At 39.3% G+C, this 21,404-nt stretch carries 20 protein-coding genes; 8 read left to right on the forward strand and 12 right to left on the reverse strand.

Translation table 11 applies throughout. From position 1 onward, the window contains the following. Positions 1 to 11: 11 nt before the first annotated feature. Both Q0093_RS04840 and Q0093_RS04845 read right to left on the reverse strand, forming a co-directional pair. Positions 12 to 1,016: a Gfo/Idh/MocA family oxidoreductase gene (locus Q0093_RS04840; protein WP_297928658.1), complete on the reverse strand. Its 1,005-nt coding sequence runs from the start codon at positions 1,014 to 1,016 to the stop codon at positions 12 to 14. A 54-nt stretch (positions 1,017 to 1,070) separates the two neighbouring features. Further along, positions 1,071 to 1,952 (reverse strand): hypothetical protein, encoded by an 882-nt coding sequence (locus Q0093_RS04845; protein ID WP_297928660.1) that lies wholly within the window; start codon positions 1,950 to 1,952, stop codon positions 1,071 to 1,073. Positions 1,953 to 2,159: 207 nt separating this feature from the next. On the opposite strand from Q0093_RS04845, the gene Q0093_RS04850 reads away from it, so the two are divergent. The 3 genes from Q0093_RS04850 to Q0093_RS04860 are packed head-to-tail and all read left to right on the forward strand — an operon-like array spanning position 2,160 to position 5,468. Continuing rightward, positions 2,160 to 3,527: a DUF5690 family protein gene (locus tag Q0093_RS04850; RefSeq protein ID WP_297928661.1), complete on the forward strand. Its 1,368-nt coding sequence runs from the start codon at positions 2,160 to 2,162 to the stop codon at positions 3,525 to 3,527. 39 nt (positions 3,528 to 3,566) lie between these two features. Continuing rightward, a complete protein-coding gene (gene phnX / locus Q0093_RS04855) occupies positions 3,567 to 4,367 on the forward strand; it encodes a phosphonoacetaldehyde hydrolase (protein WP_294177636.1) in 801 nt (266 codons plus the stop codon). A 12-nt stretch (positions 4,368 to 4,379) separates the two neighbouring features. Continuing rightward, positions 4,380 to 5,468 (forward strand): 2-aminoethylphosphonate--pyruvate transaminase, encoded by a 1,089-nt coding sequence (locus tag Q0093_RS04860; RefSeq protein WP_297928664.1) that lies wholly within the window; start codon positions 4,380 to 4,382, stop codon positions 5,466 to 5,468. A gap of 306 nt (positions 5,469 to 5,774) precedes the next feature. Here Q0093_RS04860 and Q0093_RS04865 read toward each other — a convergent pair whose 3' ends face one another. The 8 genes from Q0093_RS04865 to Q0093_RS04900 form a co-directional block, all read right to left on the reverse strand. Further along, positions 5,775 to 6,470, reverse strand: a complete 696-nt coding sequence (locus Q0093_RS04865; protein ID WP_297928666.1) for a YjjG family noncanonical pyrimidine nucleotidase — start codon at positions 6,468 to 6,470, stop codon at positions 5,775 to 5,777. Positions 6,471 to 6,561: 91 nt separating this feature from the next. Further along, a complete protein-coding gene (locus Q0093_RS04870; RefSeq protein WP_297928668.1) occupies positions 6,562 to 7,443 on the reverse strand; it encodes a hypothetical protein in 882 nt (293 codons plus the stop codon). Between the two features lie 11 nt (positions 7,444 to 7,454). Further along, positions 7,455 to 8,150, reverse strand: a complete 696-nt coding sequence (gene rsmI, locus Q0093_RS04875; RefSeq protein ID WP_294177640.1) for a 16S rRNA (cytidine(1402)-2'-O)-methyltransferase — start codon at positions 8,148 to 8,150, stop codon at positions 7,455 to 7,457. Between the two features lie 4 nt (positions 8,151 to 8,154). Continuing rightward, the gene (locus Q0093_RS04880) at positions 8,155 to 8,811 is read right to left on the reverse strand and encodes a hypothetical protein (protein WP_297928670.1); all 657 of its coding nucleotides are present in this window, start codon (positions 8,809 to 8,811) and stop codon (positions 8,155 to 8,157) included. Between the two features lie 406 nt (positions 8,812 to 9,217). Next, entirely contained in the window at positions 9,218 to 10,189 is a 972-nt protein-coding gene (gene floA, locus Q0093_RS04885) for a flotillin-like protein FloA (RefSeq protein ID WP_297303252.1), read from the reverse strand. 21 nt (positions 10,190 to 10,210) lie between these two features. Further along, entirely contained in the window at positions 10,211 to 10,693 is a 483-nt protein-coding gene (locus Q0093_RS04890; protein ID WP_297928671.1) for an NfeD family protein, read from the reverse strand. Between the two features lie 18 nt (positions 10,694 to 10,711). Then, positions 10,712 to 12,169, reverse strand: a complete 1,458-nt coding sequence (locus Q0093_RS04895; RefSeq protein ID WP_297928673.1) for a tetratricopeptide repeat protein — start codon at positions 12,167 to 12,169, stop codon at positions 10,712 to 10,714. A 52-nt stretch (positions 12,170 to 12,221) separates the two neighbouring features. Then, positions 12,222 to 12,710 carry a YcxB family protein gene (locus Q0093_RS04900; protein WP_297928675.1) on the reverse strand — a complete coding sequence of 163 codons (489 nt, stop codon included), beginning with the start codon at positions 12,708 to 12,710 and terminating at the stop codon, positions 12,222 to 12,224. A 118-nt stretch (positions 12,711 to 12,828) separates the two neighbouring features. Between Q0093_RS04900 and Q0093_RS04905 the strand changes: the two genes are divergently transcribed. After that, positions 12,829 to 13,605, forward strand: coding sequence for an ATP-binding protein (locus Q0093_RS04905; protein ID WP_297928677.1), 777 nt, complete (start codon positions 12,829 to 12,831; stop codon positions 13,603 to 13,605). A gap of 26 nt (positions 13,606 to 13,631) precedes the next feature. Continuing rightward, positions 13,632 to 14,000 carry a DMT family protein gene (locus Q0093_RS04910; RefSeq protein WP_297303163.1) on the forward strand — a complete coding sequence of 123 codons (369 nt, stop codon included), beginning with the start codon at positions 13,632 to 13,634 and terminating at the stop codon, positions 13,998 to 14,000. 41 nt (positions 14,001 to 14,041) lie between these two features. Here the strand turns inward: Q0093_RS04910 and Q0093_RS04915 are convergent, their stop codons facing one another. Together Q0093_RS04915 and Q0093_RS04920 are read right to left on the reverse strand one after the other, a co-directional pair. Continuing rightward, positions 14,042 to 14,227: a PLDc N-terminal domain-containing protein gene (locus tag Q0093_RS04915; protein WP_297928679.1), complete on the reverse strand. Its 186-nt coding sequence runs from the start codon at positions 14,225 to 14,227 to the stop codon at positions 14,042 to 14,044. A gap of 265 nt (positions 14,228 to 14,492) precedes the next feature. Next, positions 14,493 to 15,365 (reverse strand): AraC family transcriptional regulator, encoded by an 873-nt coding sequence (locus Q0093_RS04920; RefSeq protein WP_297928681.1) that lies wholly within the window; start codon positions 15,363 to 15,365, stop codon positions 14,493 to 14,495. Positions 15,366 to 15,572: 207 nt separating this feature from the next. Between Q0093_RS04920 and Q0093_RS04925 the strand changes: the two genes are divergently transcribed. From Q0093_RS04925 to Q0093_RS04935, 3 genes are read left to right on the forward strand one after another with little or no spacing between them, the layout of a single operon-like run. Beyond that, positions 15,573 to 16,703, forward strand: a complete 1,131-nt coding sequence (locus tag Q0093_RS04925) for an efflux RND transporter periplasmic adaptor subunit (protein WP_297928683.1) — start codon at positions 15,573 to 15,575, stop codon at positions 16,701 to 16,703. Positions 16,704 to 16,706: 3 nt separating this feature from the next. After that, positions 16,707 to 19,847: an efflux RND transporter permease subunit gene (locus Q0093_RS04930; RefSeq protein WP_297928684.1), complete on the forward strand. Its 3,141-nt coding sequence runs from the start codon at positions 16,707 to 16,709 to the stop codon at positions 19,845 to 19,847. Then, entirely contained in the window at positions 19,844 to 21,214 is a 1,371-nt protein-coding gene (locus Q0093_RS04935) for an efflux transporter outer membrane subunit (protein WP_297928686.1), read from the forward strand. The genes Q0093_RS04930 and Q0093_RS04935 overlap by 4 nt, the downstream gene beginning before the upstream one ends. Positions 21,215 to 21,404: the final 190 nt, after the last annotated feature.

Here is a 21,404-nt window from a genome sequence, read left to right on the forward strand (position 1 = left end):
TATACAAAAGATTAATTTTTATCTGCCGGATATACAACACCTAATTGACGGCGTACCTCATCGATAATTTCAAGAGTTATCAATGAATTCAGATGAGAATTAACAGAAGACTCTCTATCTCCGGATTGCACCAAATCGATAAACTCCTTTACTTCATAATAATATTCATTTTGCCGGTCGGCAACAGAAATATCTTGAGAGATTCCATTCCGGTACTTCAAAAGAATCCGATCCGGAGATTGTATCTTATCGATAACAATAGTCCCCTCTTCACCCTGTATTTCCGACGGAAGCAGAGAATCTGCAACTTTAGAATACAATATCGTAGCACACTTATCCTCATATTCAAAATTTACAGCGCCTTGCCCGTCCACACCGGTTGAAAGCAATGTCCCGGTCGCTGAAATCCCGAGCGGTCGTCCCCATAAAACAACCAGAGGATAAATGGTATAGATTCCCAAATCCATCACTGCACCATTGGAAAGTTCCGGTTTGAAGGCATTCATAACCTCTCCCGCTTTCAACTTGTCATAACGTGAAAAATACTGACAATAGGATGCAAAATAACGTCGTACCGTCCCTATTTCGGGCAAATGCTGCAAAACGGCTTTGAATCCCGGCATCAATGTCGATTTCATGGCCTCCATAAATACGACATCATACTTTTTTGCGGTCTCGATCATCCGACCAAGCTCACGAATATTAGAAGCCGAAGGCTTTTCACACAGCACATGTTTACCATGTTCCATAAAAAGGACGGCTTGTTCGGAATGCAACGCCGTAGGAGATGCAATATAAACGGCATCGATCAAAGGTGACGAAGCCATCTTCTCCAATGAAACAAACGTGTGCGGAATATTGTGCTTTTCAGCAAAAGCATCTGCTGTATCTTGTGAACGGGAATAAATGGCTGTCACCTCGAAACGAGTATCCTTTGCAGCACCTTCCAACAACCAGTCCGATATAAAATTCGTCCCGATAACCCCGAATCGTAATTTAAAAACAGCACAACCCATCAACAACTATTTTACATTAACTTGTTCAAAAATAAGAATATTTAAAATAGACAACTATATTTTCAACATTTTTTTCTCCCGTTCCAAATCTTTCTCGTTAAGTTGAGGAGAAGGGACGGTACAGGTTTTAATGTAATCTCCCTCTTGACATGTATAATTATAATAATGTAATTGTTCTTCCGTCAATTTATCCTTAGGAACAAGCTCTCCTTTCAACTCCAGAAAATCATCCATACAAGTACTATCCGAATATTTTATAAAAAGTATCCGCCTCGCTATCGGATTGCGGTTATAATCCAAACAGAGATACAGTCCTTTCAACATACGAGGATATTCATACATCGGCAATTGCAAATAAATCGTGAACAAAGCCACTTGCGGAGTTTCCCGTTCATTGAACATGATATACGAATTCTGATGGTTACTGAATATGCCTACCCCCCAATGTGTCGTATTATACGCGCTCATGTGAGCAACCTTTACATAATCGTTATTCTCCGAAGGGGTAATAAGATAGGGTTCTATTTTTAACGAATCTGAAGATGATGAAAGACTATAACTAATATATATACCGCTATAATTATACACATCTTGGGCAGAACGCAACATCTCTTCCGTTAACATATTCATAAACGGATTATCTTTTTGTCCGCTATTTATTGTAGGCTCTAATTCGAACAAGGCTTCTTTCAATTCTGTCAAATTTCCCAACAAACGCTTTTTCGAAACATTATTGACTTGCGAAAGGGCATAATCTAAAGCCTCCTCTTCCGGCATATCCTTTTTAACACAACTTACAAAAGTCGGAAGAACACTTGAGTAAAGAGAAGACAGGACACTGGCCGCCATATTGACATGGTCTGCTATCTCTTTCATTTTTACACCTTTATTACGTAAATATTCAATACGTTTATATATATCCAATAGATCATTCATATAAGCATATATAATAGGCAGTTTAACAAAATACTTTGCAAATAAATACCCATCATATTATATAGACATTGCATTAATATTACATTAATGTTACTTTATAAAACACTGTATGTATGAACTTTATTAATAATAAATATTCATTTTTAGTATCACAAACCGCCCATATATTTGCTGCCGAAATCAAAATTCGAACAACAGAGAAACAATATGATTACCGATACTAAAACGACAAAAATATCCAAAAAGAAATTATCCGACTTCTTATTTATACTTTGGGCAGGAGGTGCTGCACTTCTTTCTTATTCACTGGTATATGCCTTGCGTAAACCGTTTACCGCAGCGACTTTCGACGGACTCGATTTTTTCGGCATGGATTACAAAACAGCTACCAGCATTATTCAAATATCAGGATATCTTATTTCAAAATTTATCGGTATAAAACTAATTTCCGAATTAAAAAAAGAAAATCGCCTGAAATTCATTATTTCTTCTGTAGCCATAGCTGAATTATCATTAATACTATTCGGTGCATTACCTCGCCCATTCAATGTATTCGCTCTATTTTTCAACGGACTCTCATTGGGTTGCATGTGGGGAGTCATTTTCAGCTTTCTCGAAGGACGCAGAGTCACAGACCTATTGGCCAGTCTTATGGGGCTGAGTATTGCTGTCAGTTCAGGCACAGCGAAATCGATCGGACTATTTGTCATGAATAATCTGGGAATCGGAGAGTTCTGGATGCCGGCTTTAATCGGAGCTTTCGCATTTCCGCTATTATCCGGCTTAGGATGGTTAATGACACGTATGCCGCAACCGACAAAAGAGGACATCGAACAACGAACAGAGAGAGTAACATTAGATGGAAAGGCCCGTCTCAATATATTCAAAAATTTCATGCCCGTATTGGTGATGTTATTTTTCGCCAACTTGTTCATCACCGTTCTGCAAGATATAAAAGAAGATTTCCTCGTAAAAATTCTGGATGTAAAAGCTGCCGGACTCTCATCTTGGGTCTTTGCCAAAGTAGATGCAAGTGTAACCGTGATAATTCTTATCATGTTCGGTTTGATGTCTCTCATAAAAAGCAATATAAAAGTTCTTTGCCTTTTATTAGGGCTTGTTTCTTGCGGAACAGCAACGTTAAGTTTCCTTGCTTTCAACTACAGTTCATTACAAATTTCGCCTATAATATGGCTATTCCTCCAAAGCCTTTCGCTTTATACCGTTTATCTCAGCTTTCAAACCATATTTTTCGACCGCTTTATCGCCTGTTTTAAAATAAAAGGAAATGTAGGATTTTTCATCATTACATTAGATTTTATCGGTTATACAGGAACAGTGCTCGTTTTAATATTCAAAGAATTTTTAAATCCCGGTATCGACTGGCTCGAATTTTATAACTTTATGTCCGGTTACATCGGTATCATCTGTTGCGTTGCTTTTTGTAGTTCAGCTATCTATCTGATACAACGGTACAAAAAAGAAAAGCTACCGGAAAACAAGAAATCAATATCTGCTAATTCTACAAACAATAATAGCGATAATGTATTGATCATGAGATCACAGACGATTTAACGAATAAAGAAATAATAAATTACATAATAAAGAATTGTTATGAAAAGAATTGAATGTATTATCATGGACTGGGCTGGAACAGCAGTAGATTATGGCTGTTTTGCTCCTGTAGCAGCATTCCTGAAAGCTTTTGAGGAAATAGGAATCACGATAAGTATGGAACAAGCCCGCCGTCCGATGGGAATGGCTAAAATCGATCACATCCGGGAACTTTTTAAAATGGAGGGTATCGGAGACACCTTTGAAAAAATCTATAACCGGAAATGGACGGAAGATGATGTTATTGCCATGAACAAAAAATTCGAGGGGTATCTTTTCGCTTCGCTGGCCGATTATACCGATCCGATTCCCGGTGTTATAGAAACTTTAAAAAATCTCAGATCTCAAGGCATAAAAATCGGTTCTACAACCGGTTATACCCAAGCTATGATGGATGTAGTATTACCGAATGCGGCTGCGAAAGGGTATAAAACAGACAATTGTGTAACTCCCGATAAATTACCTGCCGGACGTCCCTATCCATACATGATATATCAAAATATGATCGATCTCGATATTCCGTCTGTCGATTATATTCTGAAATACGGTGATACTATCGCCGATATTAAGGAAGGTCGGAATGCTAAAGTGTGGACTGTCGGTGTAATACTCGGCAGTAATGAAATGGGTCTGACAGAAAAAGAAGTTGCCGACATGCCGACTCAAGAACTGGAAATTCGCAAAGCCGAAGTAAAAAAACAGATGCTCGATGCCGGAGCGCACTTTGTCATCGATACGATCAAAGAACTTCCCTCTGTGATCGATACTATAAACAAAAGATTAAATAACGAACAATTCTAAATAATTATAATTATGAGACCCTATATTTTACTAACTCCCGGACCGCTTACGACATCCGAATCTGTTAAAGCAACCATGATGACCGACTGGTGTACATGGGACGAAGATTATAATCTCCATATTGTCGAAGAAATAAGAAAATCTCTTGTCGAACTGGCAACCAAAGCGACAGATGAATACACCTCCATATTGCTTCAAGGAAGCGGAACTTATTGTGTAGAAGCCGTTATCGGAAGCACCATAAAGGCCGGAGATAAACTACTTATACTAAGCAATGGCGCATACGGCGACAGAATGGGTAACATTGCAGAATATCATGGTATCCATTATGACATGCTGGCTTTTGACGAAACAGAACCGGTTTCTGTAGAGTACGTAGATGACTATCTTGCCCATAATGCCGAGATTACACACGTTGCAATAGTCCACTGCGAAACGACTACCGGAGTACTGAATCCACTGAAAGAAATCGCCCATATCGTAAAAATGCACGGAAAGAAACTGATCGTAGATGCGATGAGCAGTTTCGGCGGAGTTCCTTTAGATGTTCAGGAACTCGGCATCGATTTCATGATCAGCAGTGCAAATAAATGTATTCAAGGTGTTCCCGGATTCGGTTTCATTATTGCCCGGAAATCGGAACTCAAATACTGCAAAGGCGTATCCAAATCCTTGTCTCTCGATATCTATGACCAATGGGAAACCATGGAAAAAGGTCATGGCAAATGGCGTTTTACTTCTCCGACTCATGTAGTGCGTGCATTCAAACAAGCCATGGATGAGTTGAAAGAAGAGGGCGGTGTTGCAGCCCGTCACAAAAGATATTGTGAGAATCACGACATTTTGGTAAAAGGCATGCGTTCATTAGGATTCGAGACATTACTGCCTGACAATATGCAATCTCCTATTATTACCTCTTTCCTCTATCCGAAAAGCAATTTCGATTTTAAGAGCTTTTATGCTCAGTTGAAAGAAAAAGGATTCGTTATTTATCCGGGCAAAATATCTCAAGCAGATACTTTCCGCATCGGTAATATCGGGGATGTTTATCCTGAAGATTTCAAGCGTTTGATCGAAGCTATACAGAGCACTAAATATTAATTACCAAGAGCCTGCCTAAATGTCGACAGGCTCTAATCTATATATAATCGGGGATGACTAAGAGCCTGTCTAAATTTTCCAACAAAAAAATACTATCAGGTCATCTTTGCGTTTTCTTCCGGTCTGTTTTCCCGTTTTCCTTCGTCGGATAGCCCGCTATCCTCCTCGTAAAAACAGAAAAATATCCTCGAAAGAAAATCTCAAAATTGACCCGAGTAAAATTGAAACAGACTCTAACAAACTGGATGTTAATCAACCCCGATCGTATTTCCCTGAAACTGATAAATTATCCCAAAATCCGTTTCTCTACAATATATTACATATCTCGGATAATGTCCTTACTTCATAGGTAGGGAGTTTTCCCGAAATCGGCTTCTGAAAAGGGTTAAAATAAACTTGGTCCAAACCGCTTTGCATAGCCCCTAAAATATCGGCGTCATAATTATCTCCGATCATCAACGATGTCTCACCTGATGAACCGGTTTTATTCAATGCATACCTGAATATATCAGGATGCGGTTTATTGACCCCGACCTCATCTGACAATATTATTTTTTCAAAGTAGTTTTCTATTCCGGCAGATTTCATCTTTTTAAACTGAACTTCTTTGAAACCGTTACTGATAATATGCAAACGGTACGAACGACTTTTCAAATAATCAAGCAACTCTCTTGCCTGCGGAACAAGTTCTCCTTGCTCTGACAATACCGACAAATAATCTGCATTCAATTGTAAAACCAGTTTATCATTATATGCTCCCACCCGCTGCAAAGGGTAACGAAATCGCTCTACAATTAATGTCTCTTTACTGATACGATTATGGTGATACAAAGACCATAACTCCGTATTTTTCTCGCTATATACTCTATAATATTCATCGAACAACGGATAATACTCACTCAATCCATAGCGATCGTAAATTATTTCTAATGCAATTTTAGAATTCGTACGAAAATCCCAAATCGTATCGTCCAAATCAATGAATATATTCTGATATTTCATTACTTATATTCTCTAAAAAAATAGATGCGAAAATAACATTTTTAGAGGTTATTTCCGCATCTATCTATAAAACTTTATCCGAGTCAAGAGATCAATCGTCCACTTTTACTACTAAATATTTAGACAAGCTCCAAAAATTTTGAGGATCACCGATCACTAATGTCAACAAGCCTTTGTCATTTTTCACCAAAGAATAAGAGCCTTCGGGATGATTGGTAAGAATCTTAGCTTTTTTCATTTCAAGAGGAATCTCTTTTAACGTCCGCAAATCGGCTTTAGTAAAATAATCTTTGTTGAAATCACCTTTCATCACCTCTTTTGCCTTAAACAAACCACCGCCAGAAAGAATCTTCTGTTCTTTCAACTCCTTTGTTGTTCCAAATACATAAAATACAGTATTCAATTCTTTATCCTGAGTAGAAATCGTATTTTTTTGTTCTTCGGTCTCCTGAGAAAGATCTGTTACTTTACCCGAAAGGTCTGAAACAGCATCATCGAGTTCTTTAATACGAATATCCCGTTTCGCCAAATCTTCCTGCAACGAGGCAATCATAGCCGTCTTACTCTCTATTTCTGCAGACAACCGATCTACAGACTGTTTTAATTGAGAAGACTGATATTTACTGTTTTTCAACTGGCTCTGCAACTGTGCCAATTTTTCTTTATTTTCTTTTAAGGTCTGGGCTACTAACTGCATATCCGACTTTAATTTTTCTCGTGTCGTCTTATCTACATCACCCGTCGCATTTTGTTGTACAATAAGATAATTTTCCGCTTCTTTCATCTGACGGAATCCGTCTTCGACTTCATTCATCAATTGCAACATTTCTTCAAAATCCGCTTTTGTCTGAACATTGACCTGCATCAGAGAATCATTCTCCTGCTTCAACCTCTGAACCTCTTTTCCGCCTCCTTGACAAGAAATCAGACATGTCGAGGCTATTACGGCAACTGTTAAAAAAAACTTTTTCATAACTTTTCCTTTTAGATTTCTACATATTTTGCTTTACTCGGAAGACCGCCTACCACAATTACAAATTCACCTTTTGGCTCTCTTTCAGTAAAATGAGCAACAATTTCTGATAATGTTCCACGAATAGTTTCTTCATGAACCTTTGATATTTCCCGGCTTACCGAAGCGTCTCTATCTGCACCGAAAACTTCGGCAAACTGAATCAATGTCTTCAACAGTCGAAAAGGAGATTCATAAAAAATCATCGTACGTGTTTCTTTTGCCAATTCGGACAAGCGTGTAGAACGACCTTTTTTTTGAGGCAAAAAGCCTTCAAAACAGAACCGGTCATTCGGTAATCCTGAGGTGACCAAAGCCGGAACAAACGCTGTCGCACCCGGTAAACACTCAACATCGATCCCAGCCTTTCTACATTCCCTGACCAGCAGAAAACCCGGATCAGAAATTGCAGGAGTACCGGCATCCGATATAAGCGCAATATTTTCACCCCCTTGTAATCGGGAAACAAGTCCTTCTACCGTTTTATGCTCGTTGAATTTATGATGCGACTGCATACGGGTTTTTATATCAAAATGTTTCATCAAAATACCACTTGTACGAGTATCTTCAGCCAAAACACAATCCGCTTCTTTCAATATCCTAATCGCTCTCATCGTCATGTCTTCGAGATTTCCCACCGGTGTAGGAACTACATAGAGCTTTGCCATAATATCAATTAGTAAAACGTTTCTCCAAAATATTAAAAAACTCTACAGCCGGCTCGTTATTTTCTATATCCCAGCCAAACTGATCCTGAAGAAAAGCGACCGATTCCTCAAAAGAAGAAATTTCATTCAACGCCTCAAGAGTATTATTCATCACCTCATCGCTGTTGACAAATAACTCACGCTTAAAACGGAATTTATCATTCAGACTCATCAACTTACGAATATCTTTCAGCTCTCTCACATTTTCAACCGCACTCAGATTTTCAGACTCGGGGCAAGACTCTTCCATCCCACCTGTAACAACAAAATCCAACGAATTTTGTTCCTCCATTAAAGAATCTTGCACAAGTTCAATCTTTTCTTCTTGAAAATTCTTCCCATCAGATCGAGTCGCCGATGTCTCCGGTTCTTTTGTATCCATGCACTTTTCTCCGCCGTAAGCACATGTATCAACAATAACATCCTCACTATCATTACCGGAAATCATCTTATCTTCAGGAATACCAGAATTCACACTCGGTAAACCTTTTACTTTTTCGGTAACGGCCTCTGCCTTTTCTACCGCCAGTTTATACAAGATATCAGGAACTTCCGGAGAACTTTTATCAATTAGTTTTAACAGTTCCTCCAATTCCTGCAGAGTCCGAAAAATTTGTTCCATATACATAATCGTAACAATTTGATCGTTTTATCCTCATTACATTACAAAAATAAGTATAAAATAGATACGAACTCTTTACTTGCACTTATTTATTTTACTCTAAAAATCCAATGCAATTCAATATCTGTAAACTGTTTACCAATTATACTACAAGAATGATACCTTATAAAGAGAAAAAGAATAAATAAATGATTATCAGAAAAATAATTATATAATGAGGAAAGACACAATATCGATACCGCTCCACACATTTGTAGATAAATTCTACACATCGAAACCCTCATGCCAAAATATACTGCATAGCTAAACATAAAAAACTCCCGGTAATTATACCGAGAGTTTCCTTTAAAGCCTGTCTAAAAAATTATATATCCGGACTTTTTCGAGTCTCTTTTCAAATATTCTCTTATTTAGAAGGGCCGGCTGAAGGTTTTGCTATAGCTTCCCGCATCGTCGTATCCGCCTCTATATTTTTCATTTTATAGTAATCCATTATGCCGAGATTGCCCGACCGGAACGCTTCCGCCATAGCTTTCGGAACTTCGGCTTCGGCTTCTATCACCTTAGCACGTGCTTCCTGAGCTTTTGCCTTCATCTCCTGTTCGAGAGCTATAGCCATTGCTCGTCTCTCTTCTGCTTTTGCCTGAGCGATATTCTTATCTGCCTGAGCCTGATCAATCTGCAAACCGGCACCGATATTTTTACCTATATCGATATCGGCTATATCAATAGAAAGTATTTCAAATGCAGTTCCCGAATCCAATCCTTTTTTCAAAACTAATTTAGATATAGAATCCGGATTTTCCAATACGGTCTTATGGGATTCCGATGAACCGATAGAAGAGACAATCCCCTCTCCGACACGCGCCAAAATAGTATCTTCACCGGCTCCACCAACCAACTGACGAATATTCGCACGCACCGTTACCCGGGCTTTGGCGATCAACTGAATTCCATCTTTGGCAACTGCAACGACCGGAGGAGTATCTATCACTTTCGGATTTACCGACATCTGTACCGCCTCAAATACGTCACGACCTGCAAGATCGATAGCCGTCGCCATCTGGAATCCCAAATCGATATTCGCTTTAGACGCCGATACCAAAGCATGAACAACGCGTTCTACATGACCGCCGGCAAGATAATGAGCCTCTAATTCATCCCGGGTTATCGCATTCAATCCGGCTTTATGCGCCTCGATCATCGCCCGTACGATAATTTGCGGCGGAACTTTACGAATACGCATCAGGAAGAGCTGTAAAAGAGAAATATTGACTCCGGATACTATCGCCGATATCCACAATAGAAACGGAACAAAATAAAAGAAAACTACCACCAATACAACAACTGCGATCAGTAGCAAAAAGCTGATTTCCATCATAAGATCTACATTTTTAATTTATACTTGTTTTTCATTCTCTTTTTTCTGTACAATCACCGTAGTCCGATCTACCTTTTCAACGATAACCGGAGTATCTTCATCGATAAAATCTTCTCGTGTACGGGCCTCTACAGTAATATTATTTATCAAGACAGACCCCATCGGATTAAGACGAGACAAAGTAATTCCCTCATCTCCCACTTTTATTTGATCCGATATCAATGTAGGAGCGACAGAGTCTATCGTAGTTTTCAGAGCCATTCGGTCAAGACTGCGAGAGCGGATAAATGCAATTATTCCTATTATGGTTACTATAACCGAAACGGCAATCGTAATATAACCGGCAAACTCACCTAACTGCATGAATGCATAAAAAACAGCTCCTACAAAAAAAAGAACGGCACTGATTCCGGCAATCGTTATTCCCGGTAAAAAAAAGACTTCCAGAATAACCATCACCAACCCGATAAAGATCAATAAGGCAATAATAAAAATATCCATTCCCATAATCGGCTTTTACTATTTTTTCTTTTGGTTCTGCAATTTAATAAGGTATGAAATTTCTTCAGCCCGACTTTTCGCCTCCAACTCTTCAGGTTGTCCATAAAGTTTAAGCAAAGTTTGTTCTAATCGGGCAATCTGCGACTCAAAAGGTTTCTTATTCTGAGCGATCCGATATTCGCTCCTTAACTGCTGCAACTTATCTTCTGTCTCTCGAATCGATTTCCGAATATCTTGCGCCTTAATAAATAAATTACGGGCTTCATTGCTATCAAAATCCTTTAATGTAACATAGGTAATTCTATTATTAATCTGAAACAAAAAGTCTCCTTTTTGCGCATTACCTTCATCCGGATTACCTATACGGGCAATTTTTTCAAGTATAGGTTTATAATCGACACCTTTTATCCATGAATCCTTAATCGCACCGATCCGCGCCAAAGAACGCGCACGAGACTCATCCCCTCCTTTATAAATCTTTTTCTCCGTATTCGGGATAAATAAATAAACTATCAGTTTATCCTCCGCCTGAAAACGGTCACTGACAAACCATCCTACATTATTCAATTCATCGATAGCTAACATATAGTCATTATAAATCGAATTGAAAGGCATTCCCATATTTTCAGGGACTAAATAATTTCCGGTATTCAAATTTAAGCGTGTGACAAATATATCATACCCACCCAATGATTCTTCACCGGAAGATGCAAAATAAAGAGTTGTCCCGTCCGATAACAAATAAGGATAATTTTCATTTGCCGAAGAATTAACCGGTGCAGGTAATGCGATCTCTTCACCCCAGCTATCATCAATCAGCTTACTACGAGTCATAATATCATACCCGTTCTTTGCTGTTTTCGCTCCATAAAGAATCTTATCACCCCGCTGATTCTGATACACAGTACTGTTATTTTTTGACGAAAGATTGAAAAACGTATTGTAATCATGCAGTGTTCCCGACTCGGAAGAAAGTTTATAATGTTTAAAGAATGATGCTTTATCTACAATAAGACTATCGATTATCTGAACTTCTTCAACACGACGAAGCATTTGGGCAGCTCGCTCAGCATTTTTAATCAATTTCTCCGCCTCCGCCGTATTCATCTTTTTTTTCTTCAATTGCTCCAAATACTTATTATATTGACTAAAAGCATCTTCAAAACGATAATCCAAGTAATATAAGTTCCCTAAATAACGGAATGATTCCAAAATATTACGGGATGCCGCATATTTAAGATACTTCTCAGCTGCTTTATAATCTCCGGTTTCAAAAAGACAAACACCATACCATTGGTTCAAACTCGAATTAAAAGGATTCTTTCGAATATTTTCCTCAAAAATAGGTTTAGCCTCTGCAAATTTACCGGCCTTATATAATTCTTTTGCCCGTTCTAAACCCTGTCCGCAAAGCGATATGCTCCAACTCAAGGCAACAATAGAAATAATAAAAGGTTTCAATATGTTCAATCTCATTTTTCCTGTTTTTTATTACATCCAATATGATGATACACAAAGATATTCTTTTTTAAGAAATGTTTTGCCTATTCCGATACATTATTTTATACAAAACCTCTTGTTCGAACCAAATACGGTCTCCATCATTGTAAAATATATTCTTAGGAATATAGAAAAAACGATTCTTATCGAGATAAAGCAGATAGTATGATGAGAACGGTTCTGCATTAATCATATCAGACCACCTCACTATTTCTGTTTTATCATCTTCAAAATGAAAAATCATCTGCTCATTATCCATATCCAATTGTTTCTCTAACAGCAGAAAACGATTATGAGGACGGGTAGCAATCTTAAAATAGGCATTTAACAACAAAAAAGGAAATGCACCGAATACTAATATAACAACTACATACACTACATCTGAAGTATGAAAAGCCAGTGCCGATAAGATAAATACCGGCAAAAGAAACCACCCCCAGTTTCTTTTCCAATATTGGCGAAACAAAAGTTTCAGATACCGTTCTCCGGAAATTTTATACGATTGTGTAACAATCACCTCTATGTATGTCCTAATTATAAAATTATGAGGGTAAAGATAAAAATATTTTCCTAAATCCGATTCTCCGATCATTTAAAATATACTACTTTTGTCAGCTTGAAAAACAGAAAGGGGTATGACTGAAAAAAGCGAAAAGGATCTATTATTATATCACCTCGATCGAAAAATAAAAAAAGCGATAGAATCGTACCGGTTAATAGAAAACGGAGACCGCATTCTTATCGGATTGTCTGGAGGAAAAGATTCTCTTGCTCTGATCGAGTTATTAGGAAAACGAATGAAGATATTTTCTCCCCGATTTACAGCAATAGCTGTTCATATACGTATGAAAAATATTTCATATAAAAGCGACACATCCTATTTGAAAGAACATTGTGAACAGTCGGGTATTCCATTCCTCGAATATATAACAGAGTTCGATCCTGAAAACGACAAAAGAAAATCGCCCTGTTTCCTCTGTTCATGGTATCGGCGCAAAGCTATGTTTTCCATAGCCAAAGAACAACAATGTAATAAAATAGCGCTGGGTCATCATCAAGACGACATAATACAGACGCTGCTCATGAATATGGCATTTCAAGGTTCTTTCGGAACTATGCCTCCTCGCTTATCGATGAGTAAATTTAAAATGACTCTTATCCGTCCGCTTTGTCTGATAGAAGAAAAAGACCTCCTCCGGTTATCTCAACTATCGGGATACATCAAGCAGGAAAAGGTCTGTCCTTATGAAAAATCATCAAATCGTGCTGAGATGAAAGAGGTATTAAAAAGTTTAGAAAAAATAAGTCCTCAAGTGCGTAACCATATATGGAACAGCATGACCCATATACAACCCGAATATTTACCGGGATTTATAGAGCCCGACCCAAGCAAAATTAAGACAGACTCATAAAACAATACAACATAAAAACAATTAATATGCAAGGACTTTACACTATTCTATTATTAACCGTATCAAACATTTTTATGACTTTTGCATGGTACGGTCATCTGAAACTTCAAGAAATGAAGATCATTTCGAACTGGCCTTTATACGCTGTAATTTTATTTTCATGGGGAATTGCTCTCGCTGAATATTCATTTCAAATACCGGCAAACCGCATCGGATTTAACGGTAACGGAGGACCTTTCAGCTTAATGCAATTAAAAGTAATTCAAGAGGTTATTACCCTTATTGTCTTCACAGTATTTACCACCGTTCTTTTTAAAGGAGAAGCCTTACACTGGAATCATTTCGCAGCTTTTATATGCCTGATATTGGCCGTTTATTTCGTATTCATGAAATAAAGGCAAAGAGGAATAAACTCTTTACCTCTATTTTAATCTTACTACTTACACCATTCTTCGATATGATCTTTTCCATAAAAAAGATAAAACAATAATCCGATCCAACTCGTAAGCAACAGAATTATCGTCACTCCTAATTTACAAGCTGTAGATATATTCTTTTTAAAAACATCCATAATCGCATAAACCGTTGCGACTATACCGATAATATAAATAATCAATCCCATAACTTTTTATTTTATAAACAAATTATTATTCATAAAAACAAAAACGAATACGATTAGTTCTTTATCAAGGACATGTCTAAATTCTCCGATAAAATTATATCCGGATTTTTTAATTCTCTTTCCGGTCTATTTTCCCGCTCTCGCACGTTACTATCCTTAAATCCTAATCAAAGATAAAATACTTACATAAAAATTCCTATGTTTTGCAACACATTCCAGATTTCTATTTATAATTAACGTATAGACTCGAAAAAGAAAAAACATATCATCGTTTTTTCCGTCTATATGCCATCGGAGGAATTTTTTTATGCTTCTTGAAAAATTTACAAAACGCCGCCTGATCTGAGAAATGAAGTTCTTCTGCAATCTGAGAGACCAAAATATTGTCATCTTCAAGCATAATCATAGCTTGATTGATCAGCTCATCACAAATAACCGCATGCGGAGTCTTGCCTATCATACTCTTGACAATACGAGTAAGATGTTTAGTCGATATACACAAAGCTTCGGCATAAAAATCAATATTATGTTCTTCCATGAAATGCTTCGAGACAAGCTTCATAAAATTCAATATAATAAAATCCCTTTTACTGATATAAGGCACAGCATCATCCCCATTTTCATCATGGGTAAACATAATATTTCCCAATTCAAGACTAAAACTTCTAAAATAAGTTTGTGAAAGCTCTCGCTGATAATAATGTTTCGGATTACAGAGAGTATCCCTCAACAAAAGTAATTGTCCCTCAAGAATCCGGCTTTCTTCCTTCGAAAGATTCCATACGGGAAGATATAAGCGTTCTAACAAATGATTCAGAGGACCGGGACGAAGATTTTTCAAAGACTCGCTGGCAAACTCGAATGTAATAAACAGACACCATGCTTTCAAGTCAGAACTGGTTCTGCTTATTAATACTGAGACTGTATCCAAGACATCAAGGAGAGAAGGACCTTTCATTTCGCATGACTTTCCGTTCAATTCCATATTCATACTGCCTTCACACACCAATATGTGCAAACGGCTCTTTTCGATGACATTTCCTTCTAACTTACGAAAACTGTCAGGCGGTACTAACAAAAGCATTCCGTCTTTATAAAAAGCAGAAGGAAATAACCGAGATAATTCTTTTTGAGTCATTTTTAATCTCCTTTGTTTACAAATCGACACAAAAATATGGGAAAATGTCCCGATTAAACAATTTCATGCGTCAAAAAGACACCCCATTTGCTAATAATTTTTAATACAGAGCAATATAAACAAATCCTTGCGCTATTTGCACAAATAAGGCAGAAAGTAACCCTCCTATTTTTGTGATGTAAAATAACAAATTTAACTAAAAAGAAAATGAAGGTAAGAAGTATTTTTGTATTGTATTTATGTTGCATGTATACACTGTCAGGTTGCCGACAGGATATAAAACAACAGGATAATGGGGGAAATTATCCTCTTATGACATTGAAACCTGAAGACAGGCAGCTCTCTGTCAAATACTCCGCAGTAATAAAGGGAAAACAAGATGTAGAAGTACGACCACAAGTTTCCGGAACAATTACACAAGTGTGTGTCGAAGAAGGAGCGCATGTCCGTAAAGGACAAATACTGTTTATCATAGACCAAGTACCATATAAAGCAGCCTTACAGAAAGCAAAAGCAGCTATAGCAACGGCCGAAGCTAATGAGGCAACGGCAAAACAAACATTAGAAGGTAAACAATCTTTATATAAAGATAAAGTAATATCTGATTTCGAATTGCGAACAGCGCAGAATGAATATAAAAGTGCTAAAGCTACTTTACAACAAGCACAGGCCGAATTGACAGAAGCAGAAAACAACCTTTCCTATACAAAAGTAAAAAGTCCTGTAGATGGGTATGCAGGCATGACTTCCTACCGAATTGGCGCACTGGTCAGCTCATCTATGGCAGATGCTCTTATCAACGTTTCAGACAATTCCGAGATGTATGTCTATTTCTCCCTGACAGAGAAGCAGGTACTTTCCCTGACCGCTCAATATGGTTCTTTGGACAAAGCACTGCAATCCTTCCCTGAAGTATCATTGGAACTCAACGATGGTTCTGTCTATGAACAGAAAGGAAAAGTCGATGTCATCAGTGGAATCATAGACAAAACGAGCGGGACAGTAGGCATGAGAGCCGTATTCGATAATAAAGACAAACGACTGATGAGTGGCGGACAAGCCAATATCATCATTCCATACGACCGTTCACAGTGTATCGTTATTCCACAAGGCGCTACCTACGAGATTCAAAACCGCATCTTTGCCTATAAAGTAGTAGACGGAAAAGCGGTTTCCACTCCCATAAAGGTTTTTGAAATTAATGACGGAACAGAATATATTGTAGAGGAAGGGTTACAAGAAGGTGATGTAATCGTTTCCGAAGGTGCTGGACTATTAAAGGACGGGACAGTCATCACTTCCTCATCCGTATCTGCCAAAGAAGGAAAGGAGGAATAAGCTATGAAACTGCAAAAATTTATAGACCGGCCGATTCTTTCGATAGTGATTTCGATCGTTATTCTGGTAGCCGGATTAATCGGGTTATATGCATTATCCGTAGAACAATATCCGGATATTGCCCCTCCCACCATACGTGTGTCAACCACTTATAGCGGAGCCAATGCGGAAGCCGTACAAAAAAGCGTGATCGTACCGTTGGAAGAAGCCATTAACGGGGTGGAAAATATGACTTATATGACATCCACCGCCAGTAATACCGGCAGTGCCGAAATCACTGTTTATTTCAAACAAGGTAGCGATCCGGATATGGCAGCCGTTAATGTACAGAACAAAGTTTCTACTGCAACCTCTTTATTACCGGCTGAGGTAACTAAAGTCGGGGTTACGACCATGAAACGCCAGAGCAGTATGCTGAAAATTTTCGGTCTTTACAGTCCGAAAGGAACGTATGATGAGACATTCTTAACCAACTATCTGACCATCAATGTAAAACCACAAATACAACGTATTTCGGGTGTAGGCGAGGTTAATGTCATGGGAGGAGATTATGCAATGCGTATCTGGCTAAAACCTGATGTAATGGCACAATACGAATTAGAACCCAGTGATGTGGAGGCCGCACTTTCCAGCCAAAATATAGAAGCGTCTACCGGCTCTATCGGTGAAGATTCTAAAAACGTATATCAATATACGTTGAAATATCGTGGACGTCTGGAGACAGAACAGGAGTTTGAGGAGATTGTCATCAAAGCGTACGATGACGGCCGTGTATTGAAACTGAAAGACATTGCTACGGTAGAACTGGGAGCACAAAGTTACTCCTATACCGGTACGGTCAACGGTGCACCGGGAAGTACCTGTATGATTAACCAAACAGCCGGAACAAATGCTAACGAAATCATTACGAACATAGATGCATACCTGGATGAATTAGAAGAGAGTCTTCCGGAAGATATGGAAATTGTAGAGCTGATGAGCACCAAGAACTTTCTCGACGCTTCTATCGACGAGGTAATTAAGACTTTGCTCGAAGCCATTATACTGGTAGTGCTGGTTGTATATGTATTTCTCCAAAACCCACGTTCCACGCTAATTCCAACTATCAGCATCTTTGTATCTCTGATCGGTACATTTGCAGCTCTCTATATTGCAGGATTCAGTATCAATTTACTGACTCTTTTCGCTCTGGTACTTGCTATCGGCACTATTGTGGACGATGCAATCATCGTGGTCGAAGCGGTACAGACCCGTTTCGATGAAGGCTACCGCTCTCCCTATAAGGCATCTGTCGATGCGACCAACGGCATTTCTTCGGCCATCGTTACCTCCACTCTGGTCTTTATGGCCGTATTCGTACCCGTATCTTTTATGGGAGGTACGTCCGGAATCTTTTACACGCAGTTCGGTATTACCATGGCTGTTGCCGTAGGCATCTCAGCGATTAATGCATTGACGCTTTCTCCGGCACTCTGTGCCCTGATACTACGTCCGAATGAGATTCTGGTGGAAGGAAAGAGACCGGAATTCTCCACTCGGTTTCGTATGGCTTTCGACTCAGCCTTCAAGCGCATCGTTTTAAAGTACAAAACAGTAACCAAGTTCCTTATCAAACGTAAATGGCTGGCCTGGTCTTCTTTGGGACTGGCAATCATACTGCTCTGCTATCTGATGAGTACCACCAAAACCGGCCTTGTCCCCTCGGAAGATACCGGTTCGATATTCGTCAGTCTGGATGCACCTGCGGGAAGCACACTGGCAGAGACAGCAAGCATCATGGACAAAGTCGAAAAGGAACTGAAAAAAATTCCGCAGATTGATAATTTCAACAAGGTTGCAGGATTCGGTATGGGGTCAGGGAGCGGTTCTTCTCACGGAATGTTTATTATCAAACTGAAACATTGGGATGAACGTCAGGGAAAGGAAAACAGTGTGGATGCCATTTCCGAAGAGATTTACCGACGTACGGCAAATATCAAAAATGCCAATATCTTCGTCTTCTCTCCTCCTATGATTTCAGGTTACGGTACAGGAAACAGCTTCGAGCTTTATATACAAGACCGTAGCGGAAAGGGAATCGAAGCTCTGAGCCAAGTAACCGACGACTTTCTTATAGAATTGAACAAACGCCCAGAGATACAGATGGCCTACACATCGTTCAGCACCAACTTCCCGCAATACCGTATCGATGTAGATGAGGCTCAGTGTCAGCGGGCGGGAACTACTACTGAAGAAGTTCTTGATGTACTATCCGGCTACTTCGGAAGTATCTATGCTTCTAACTTCAACCGTTTCACGAAGCTCTACCGTGTCATTATCCAAGCACCTTCAGATAGCCGGAAGAACATGCAAGCTCTGGATAATATCTTTGTGAAGACAAACAACGGAATGTCACCAGTCAGCCAATTTGTGAAATTGAGTAAAACTTACGGTGCAGAGTCTCTGACTCGCTTCAACATGTTTTCCTCTATCAATGTACAGGGAATGCCTGCGGACGGATACAGTTCGGGTGACGTCATCAATGCGGTGACCGAAGTGGCTGCACAGACACTCCCTACCGGTTACGGCTATGAATACTCCGGCATGACACGGGAAGAAGAACAAATGGCAAATTCCCATGATACCGTTATTATCTACGGCGTATGTATCCTGTTCATTTATCTGATACTTTGCGCTCTTTACGAAAGCGTATTCATTCCGATGGCGGTAATTCTTTCCGTTCCTTTCGGGCTGATGGGTAGTTTCTTGTTCGCCCGTATATGGGGAATCGAAAACAATATCTATTTACAGACAGGACTCATTATGCTGATAGGATTGCTTTCTAAAACAGCCATCTTAATGACCGAATACGCAACTGAACGCCGGCAAGCGGGCATGTCTCTCTCACAGGCTGCCATGAGTGCCGCTTCCGTCCGTTTTCGCCCTATTCTGATGACGGCACTGACTATGATTTTCGGTATGCTTCCGCTAATGTTCGCTTCCGGTGTAGGAGCTAACGGTAACCAGTCATTAGGTGTAGGCACTGTAGGCGGTCTGATTATCGGGACAATCGCCTTATTATTTATAACACCTGCATTCTTTATCGTATTCCAGCATATTGAAGAACGAGTAATGGGTAAACGCAAAAAAGATAGAAAGTTATGAAAAAGACAATATATATGATAATATTTACGGCATTGTTGAGCAGTTGCCACATCTATCGCAATTATCAACGACCGGAAAGATTGCCGATGGACAGCTTATACAGAGAGACAGAAAACATTCATACAGAGGACTCTATGACACTGGGAGACCTACCTTGGCAAGAGATGTTTCGCGATACTCTGTTACAAAACCTAATCCGTTATGGGTTAAAAAATAATACCGACTTGCAGACAGCATTGTTGCGTGTGGATCAGGCTAAAGCACAATTGAAAGCCGCTCGCCTATCATTTCTTCCATCACTCACTTTATCTCCACAAGGAACGTTAACTCGTACTGATGGAAACAAAGCTGTAAAAACTTACGAACTGCCCATACAAGCAAGTTGGGAAATAGATCTTTTCGGTAATTTACGCAATGCCAAGAAAGGTGTACAAGTTTCTTTACTCGGGCAACAGGCTTATCAACAAGCTATCCGTTCAGAACTGATAGCGACAATTGCTAACGATTATTATTCCCTACTGATGCTGGACGAACAAATATTCATCAGCCAAGCCACATTAGAAATATGGAAAGAACAGATACGGACAATGGAGTCAATGCTCAGAGTGGGCGAAGAGACGGAAAATGCCGTAACACAGGCCCGCGCCAGTCTATACGAACTGGAAGCTACACATAACGACCTGCTTCGTCAGCAGCGGGAAACGGAAAATACGCTTTGTACTTTGTTGGGAATGACTTCCCGGAGCATACCCCGCAGTTCGTTGGCAGAACAGGTCTTACCGGAAAAGATTAATGTCGGTATTCCTTTACAGTTGCTCTCCAGACGTCCAGACGTGGTACAGGCAGAAATGGCACTGGCAAGCGCCTACTACACGACCAATCAGGCCCGTTCAGCCTTCTATCCCAATCTGACACTGACCGGAAGTGCCGGATGGACTAATTCTCTGGGGCAAGCAGTGACCAATCCCGGAGGCTGGATCTTGTCTGCCATCGGTTCTCTGACTCAGCCTATCTTCAACAGAGGAAAACTGATATCCAACCTACGGGTCTCCAAAGACGAGGAACAAATCGCCCTGCTCGACTACAAACAAACCTTATTGAATGCCGGACAAGAAGTAAACGATGCCCTGTATGCCACAGAATCGGCACAGAGAAGCCTTGAAAGCCATCGAAAACAATGTAAAGAACTGGAACGGACCGTACAAACATCCGAGGCATTATACCGTACGGGTAATGCCACTTATCTGGAAGTTCTCACAGCACGGCAGTCGCTGTTAAATGCCCGGTTAAATGTAACTTCAGACCAATTCACACGTTGTCAATCTATTATTAACTTGTACAATGCTTTGGGTGGAGGCTGCGAATAAATAGGCTGAAATCACTCACGATCATTTTTACGTTAGCTATTACGATATTTCAACTATTTTATTCGATTAACAGTATAAAAAATTACCCAGAAAAGACAAAGTCGATAAGCTTTTCCGCATTTAGCTATACTTCATACCTTTAAACTGTCTTTATTTGGGTATATTTTGCAGCTTGGGTAAACCCAAGCTG

Source organism: uncultured Coprobacter sp. (genome assembly GCF_947855755.1).
In the GTDB taxonomy this organism is placed as follows: domain Bacteria; phylum Bacteroidota; class Bacteroidia; order Bacteroidales; family Coprobacteraceae; genus Coprobacter.

Coding starts and splice junctions, on each gene's coding strand:
- Q0093_RS04850 (WP_297928661.1), top strand. CDS start 2,160: ATGATTACCGATACTAAAACGACAAAAATATCCAAAAAGAAATTATCC.
- rsmI (WP_294177640.1), bottom strand. CDS start 8,150: ATGGCAAAGCTCTATGTAGTTCCTACACCGGTGGGAAATCTCGAAGAC.
- Q0093_RS04915 (WP_297928679.1), bottom strand. CDS start 14,227: ATGGGATTGATTATTTATATTATCGGTATAGTCGCAACGGTTTATGCG.
- floA (WP_297303252.1), bottom strand. CDS start 10,189: ATGGAAATCAGCTTTTTGCTACTGATCGCAGTTGTTGTATTGGTGGTA.
- Q0093_RS04870 (WP_297928668.1), bottom strand. CDS start 7,443: ATGAAAAAGTTTTTTTTAACAGTTGCCGTAATAGCCTCGACATGTCTG.
- Q0093_RS04905 (WP_297928677.1), top strand. CDS start 12,829: ATGACTGAAAAAAGCGAAAAGGATCTATTATTATATCACCTCGATCGA.
- Q0093_RS04895 (WP_297928673.1), bottom strand. CDS start 12,169: ATGAGATTGAACATATTGAAACCTTTTATTATTTCTATTGTTGCCTTG.
- Q0093_RS04845 (WP_297928660.1), bottom strand. CDS start 1,952: ATGAATGATCTATTGGATATATATAAACGTATTGAATATTTACGTAAT.
- Q0093_RS04840 (WP_297928658.1), bottom strand. CDS start 1,016: ATGGGTTGTGCTGTTTTTAAATTACGATTCGGGGTTATCGGGACGAAT.
- Q0093_RS04880 (WP_297928670.1), bottom strand. CDS start 8,811: ATGGAACAAATTTTTCGGACTCTGCAGGAATTGGAGGAACTGTTAAAA.
- Q0093_RS04930 (WP_297928684.1), top strand. CDS start 16,707: ATGAAACTGCAAAAATTTATAGACCGGCCGATTCTTTCGATAGTGATT.
- Q0093_RS04925 (WP_297928683.1), top strand. CDS start 15,573: ATGAAGGTAAGAAGTATTTTTGTATTGTATTTATGTTGCATGTATACA.
- Q0093_RS04920 (WP_297928681.1), bottom strand. CDS start 15,365: ATGACTCAAAAAGAATTATCTCGGTTATTTCCTTCTGCTTTTTATAAA.
- Q0093_RS04865 (WP_297928666.1), bottom strand. CDS start 6,470: ATGAAATATCAGAATATATTCATTGATTTGGACGATACGATTTGGGAT.
- Q0093_RS04890 (WP_297928671.1), bottom strand. CDS start 10,693: ATGGATATTTTTATTATTGCCTTATTGATCTTTATCGGGTTGGTGATG.
- Q0093_RS04860 (WP_297928664.1), top strand. CDS start 4,380: ATGAGACCCTATATTTTACTAACTCCCGGACCGCTTACGACATCCGAA.
- Q0093_RS04910 (WP_297303163.1), top strand. CDS start 13,632: ATGCAAGGACTTTACACTATTCTATTATTAACCGTATCAAACATTTTT.
- Q0093_RS04935 (WP_297928686.1), top strand. CDS start 19,844: ATGAAAAAGACAATATATATGATAATATTTACGGCATTGTTGAGCAGT.
- phnX (WP_294177636.1), top strand. CDS start 3,567: ATGAAAAGAATTGAATGTATTATCATGGACTGGGCTGGAACAGCAGTA.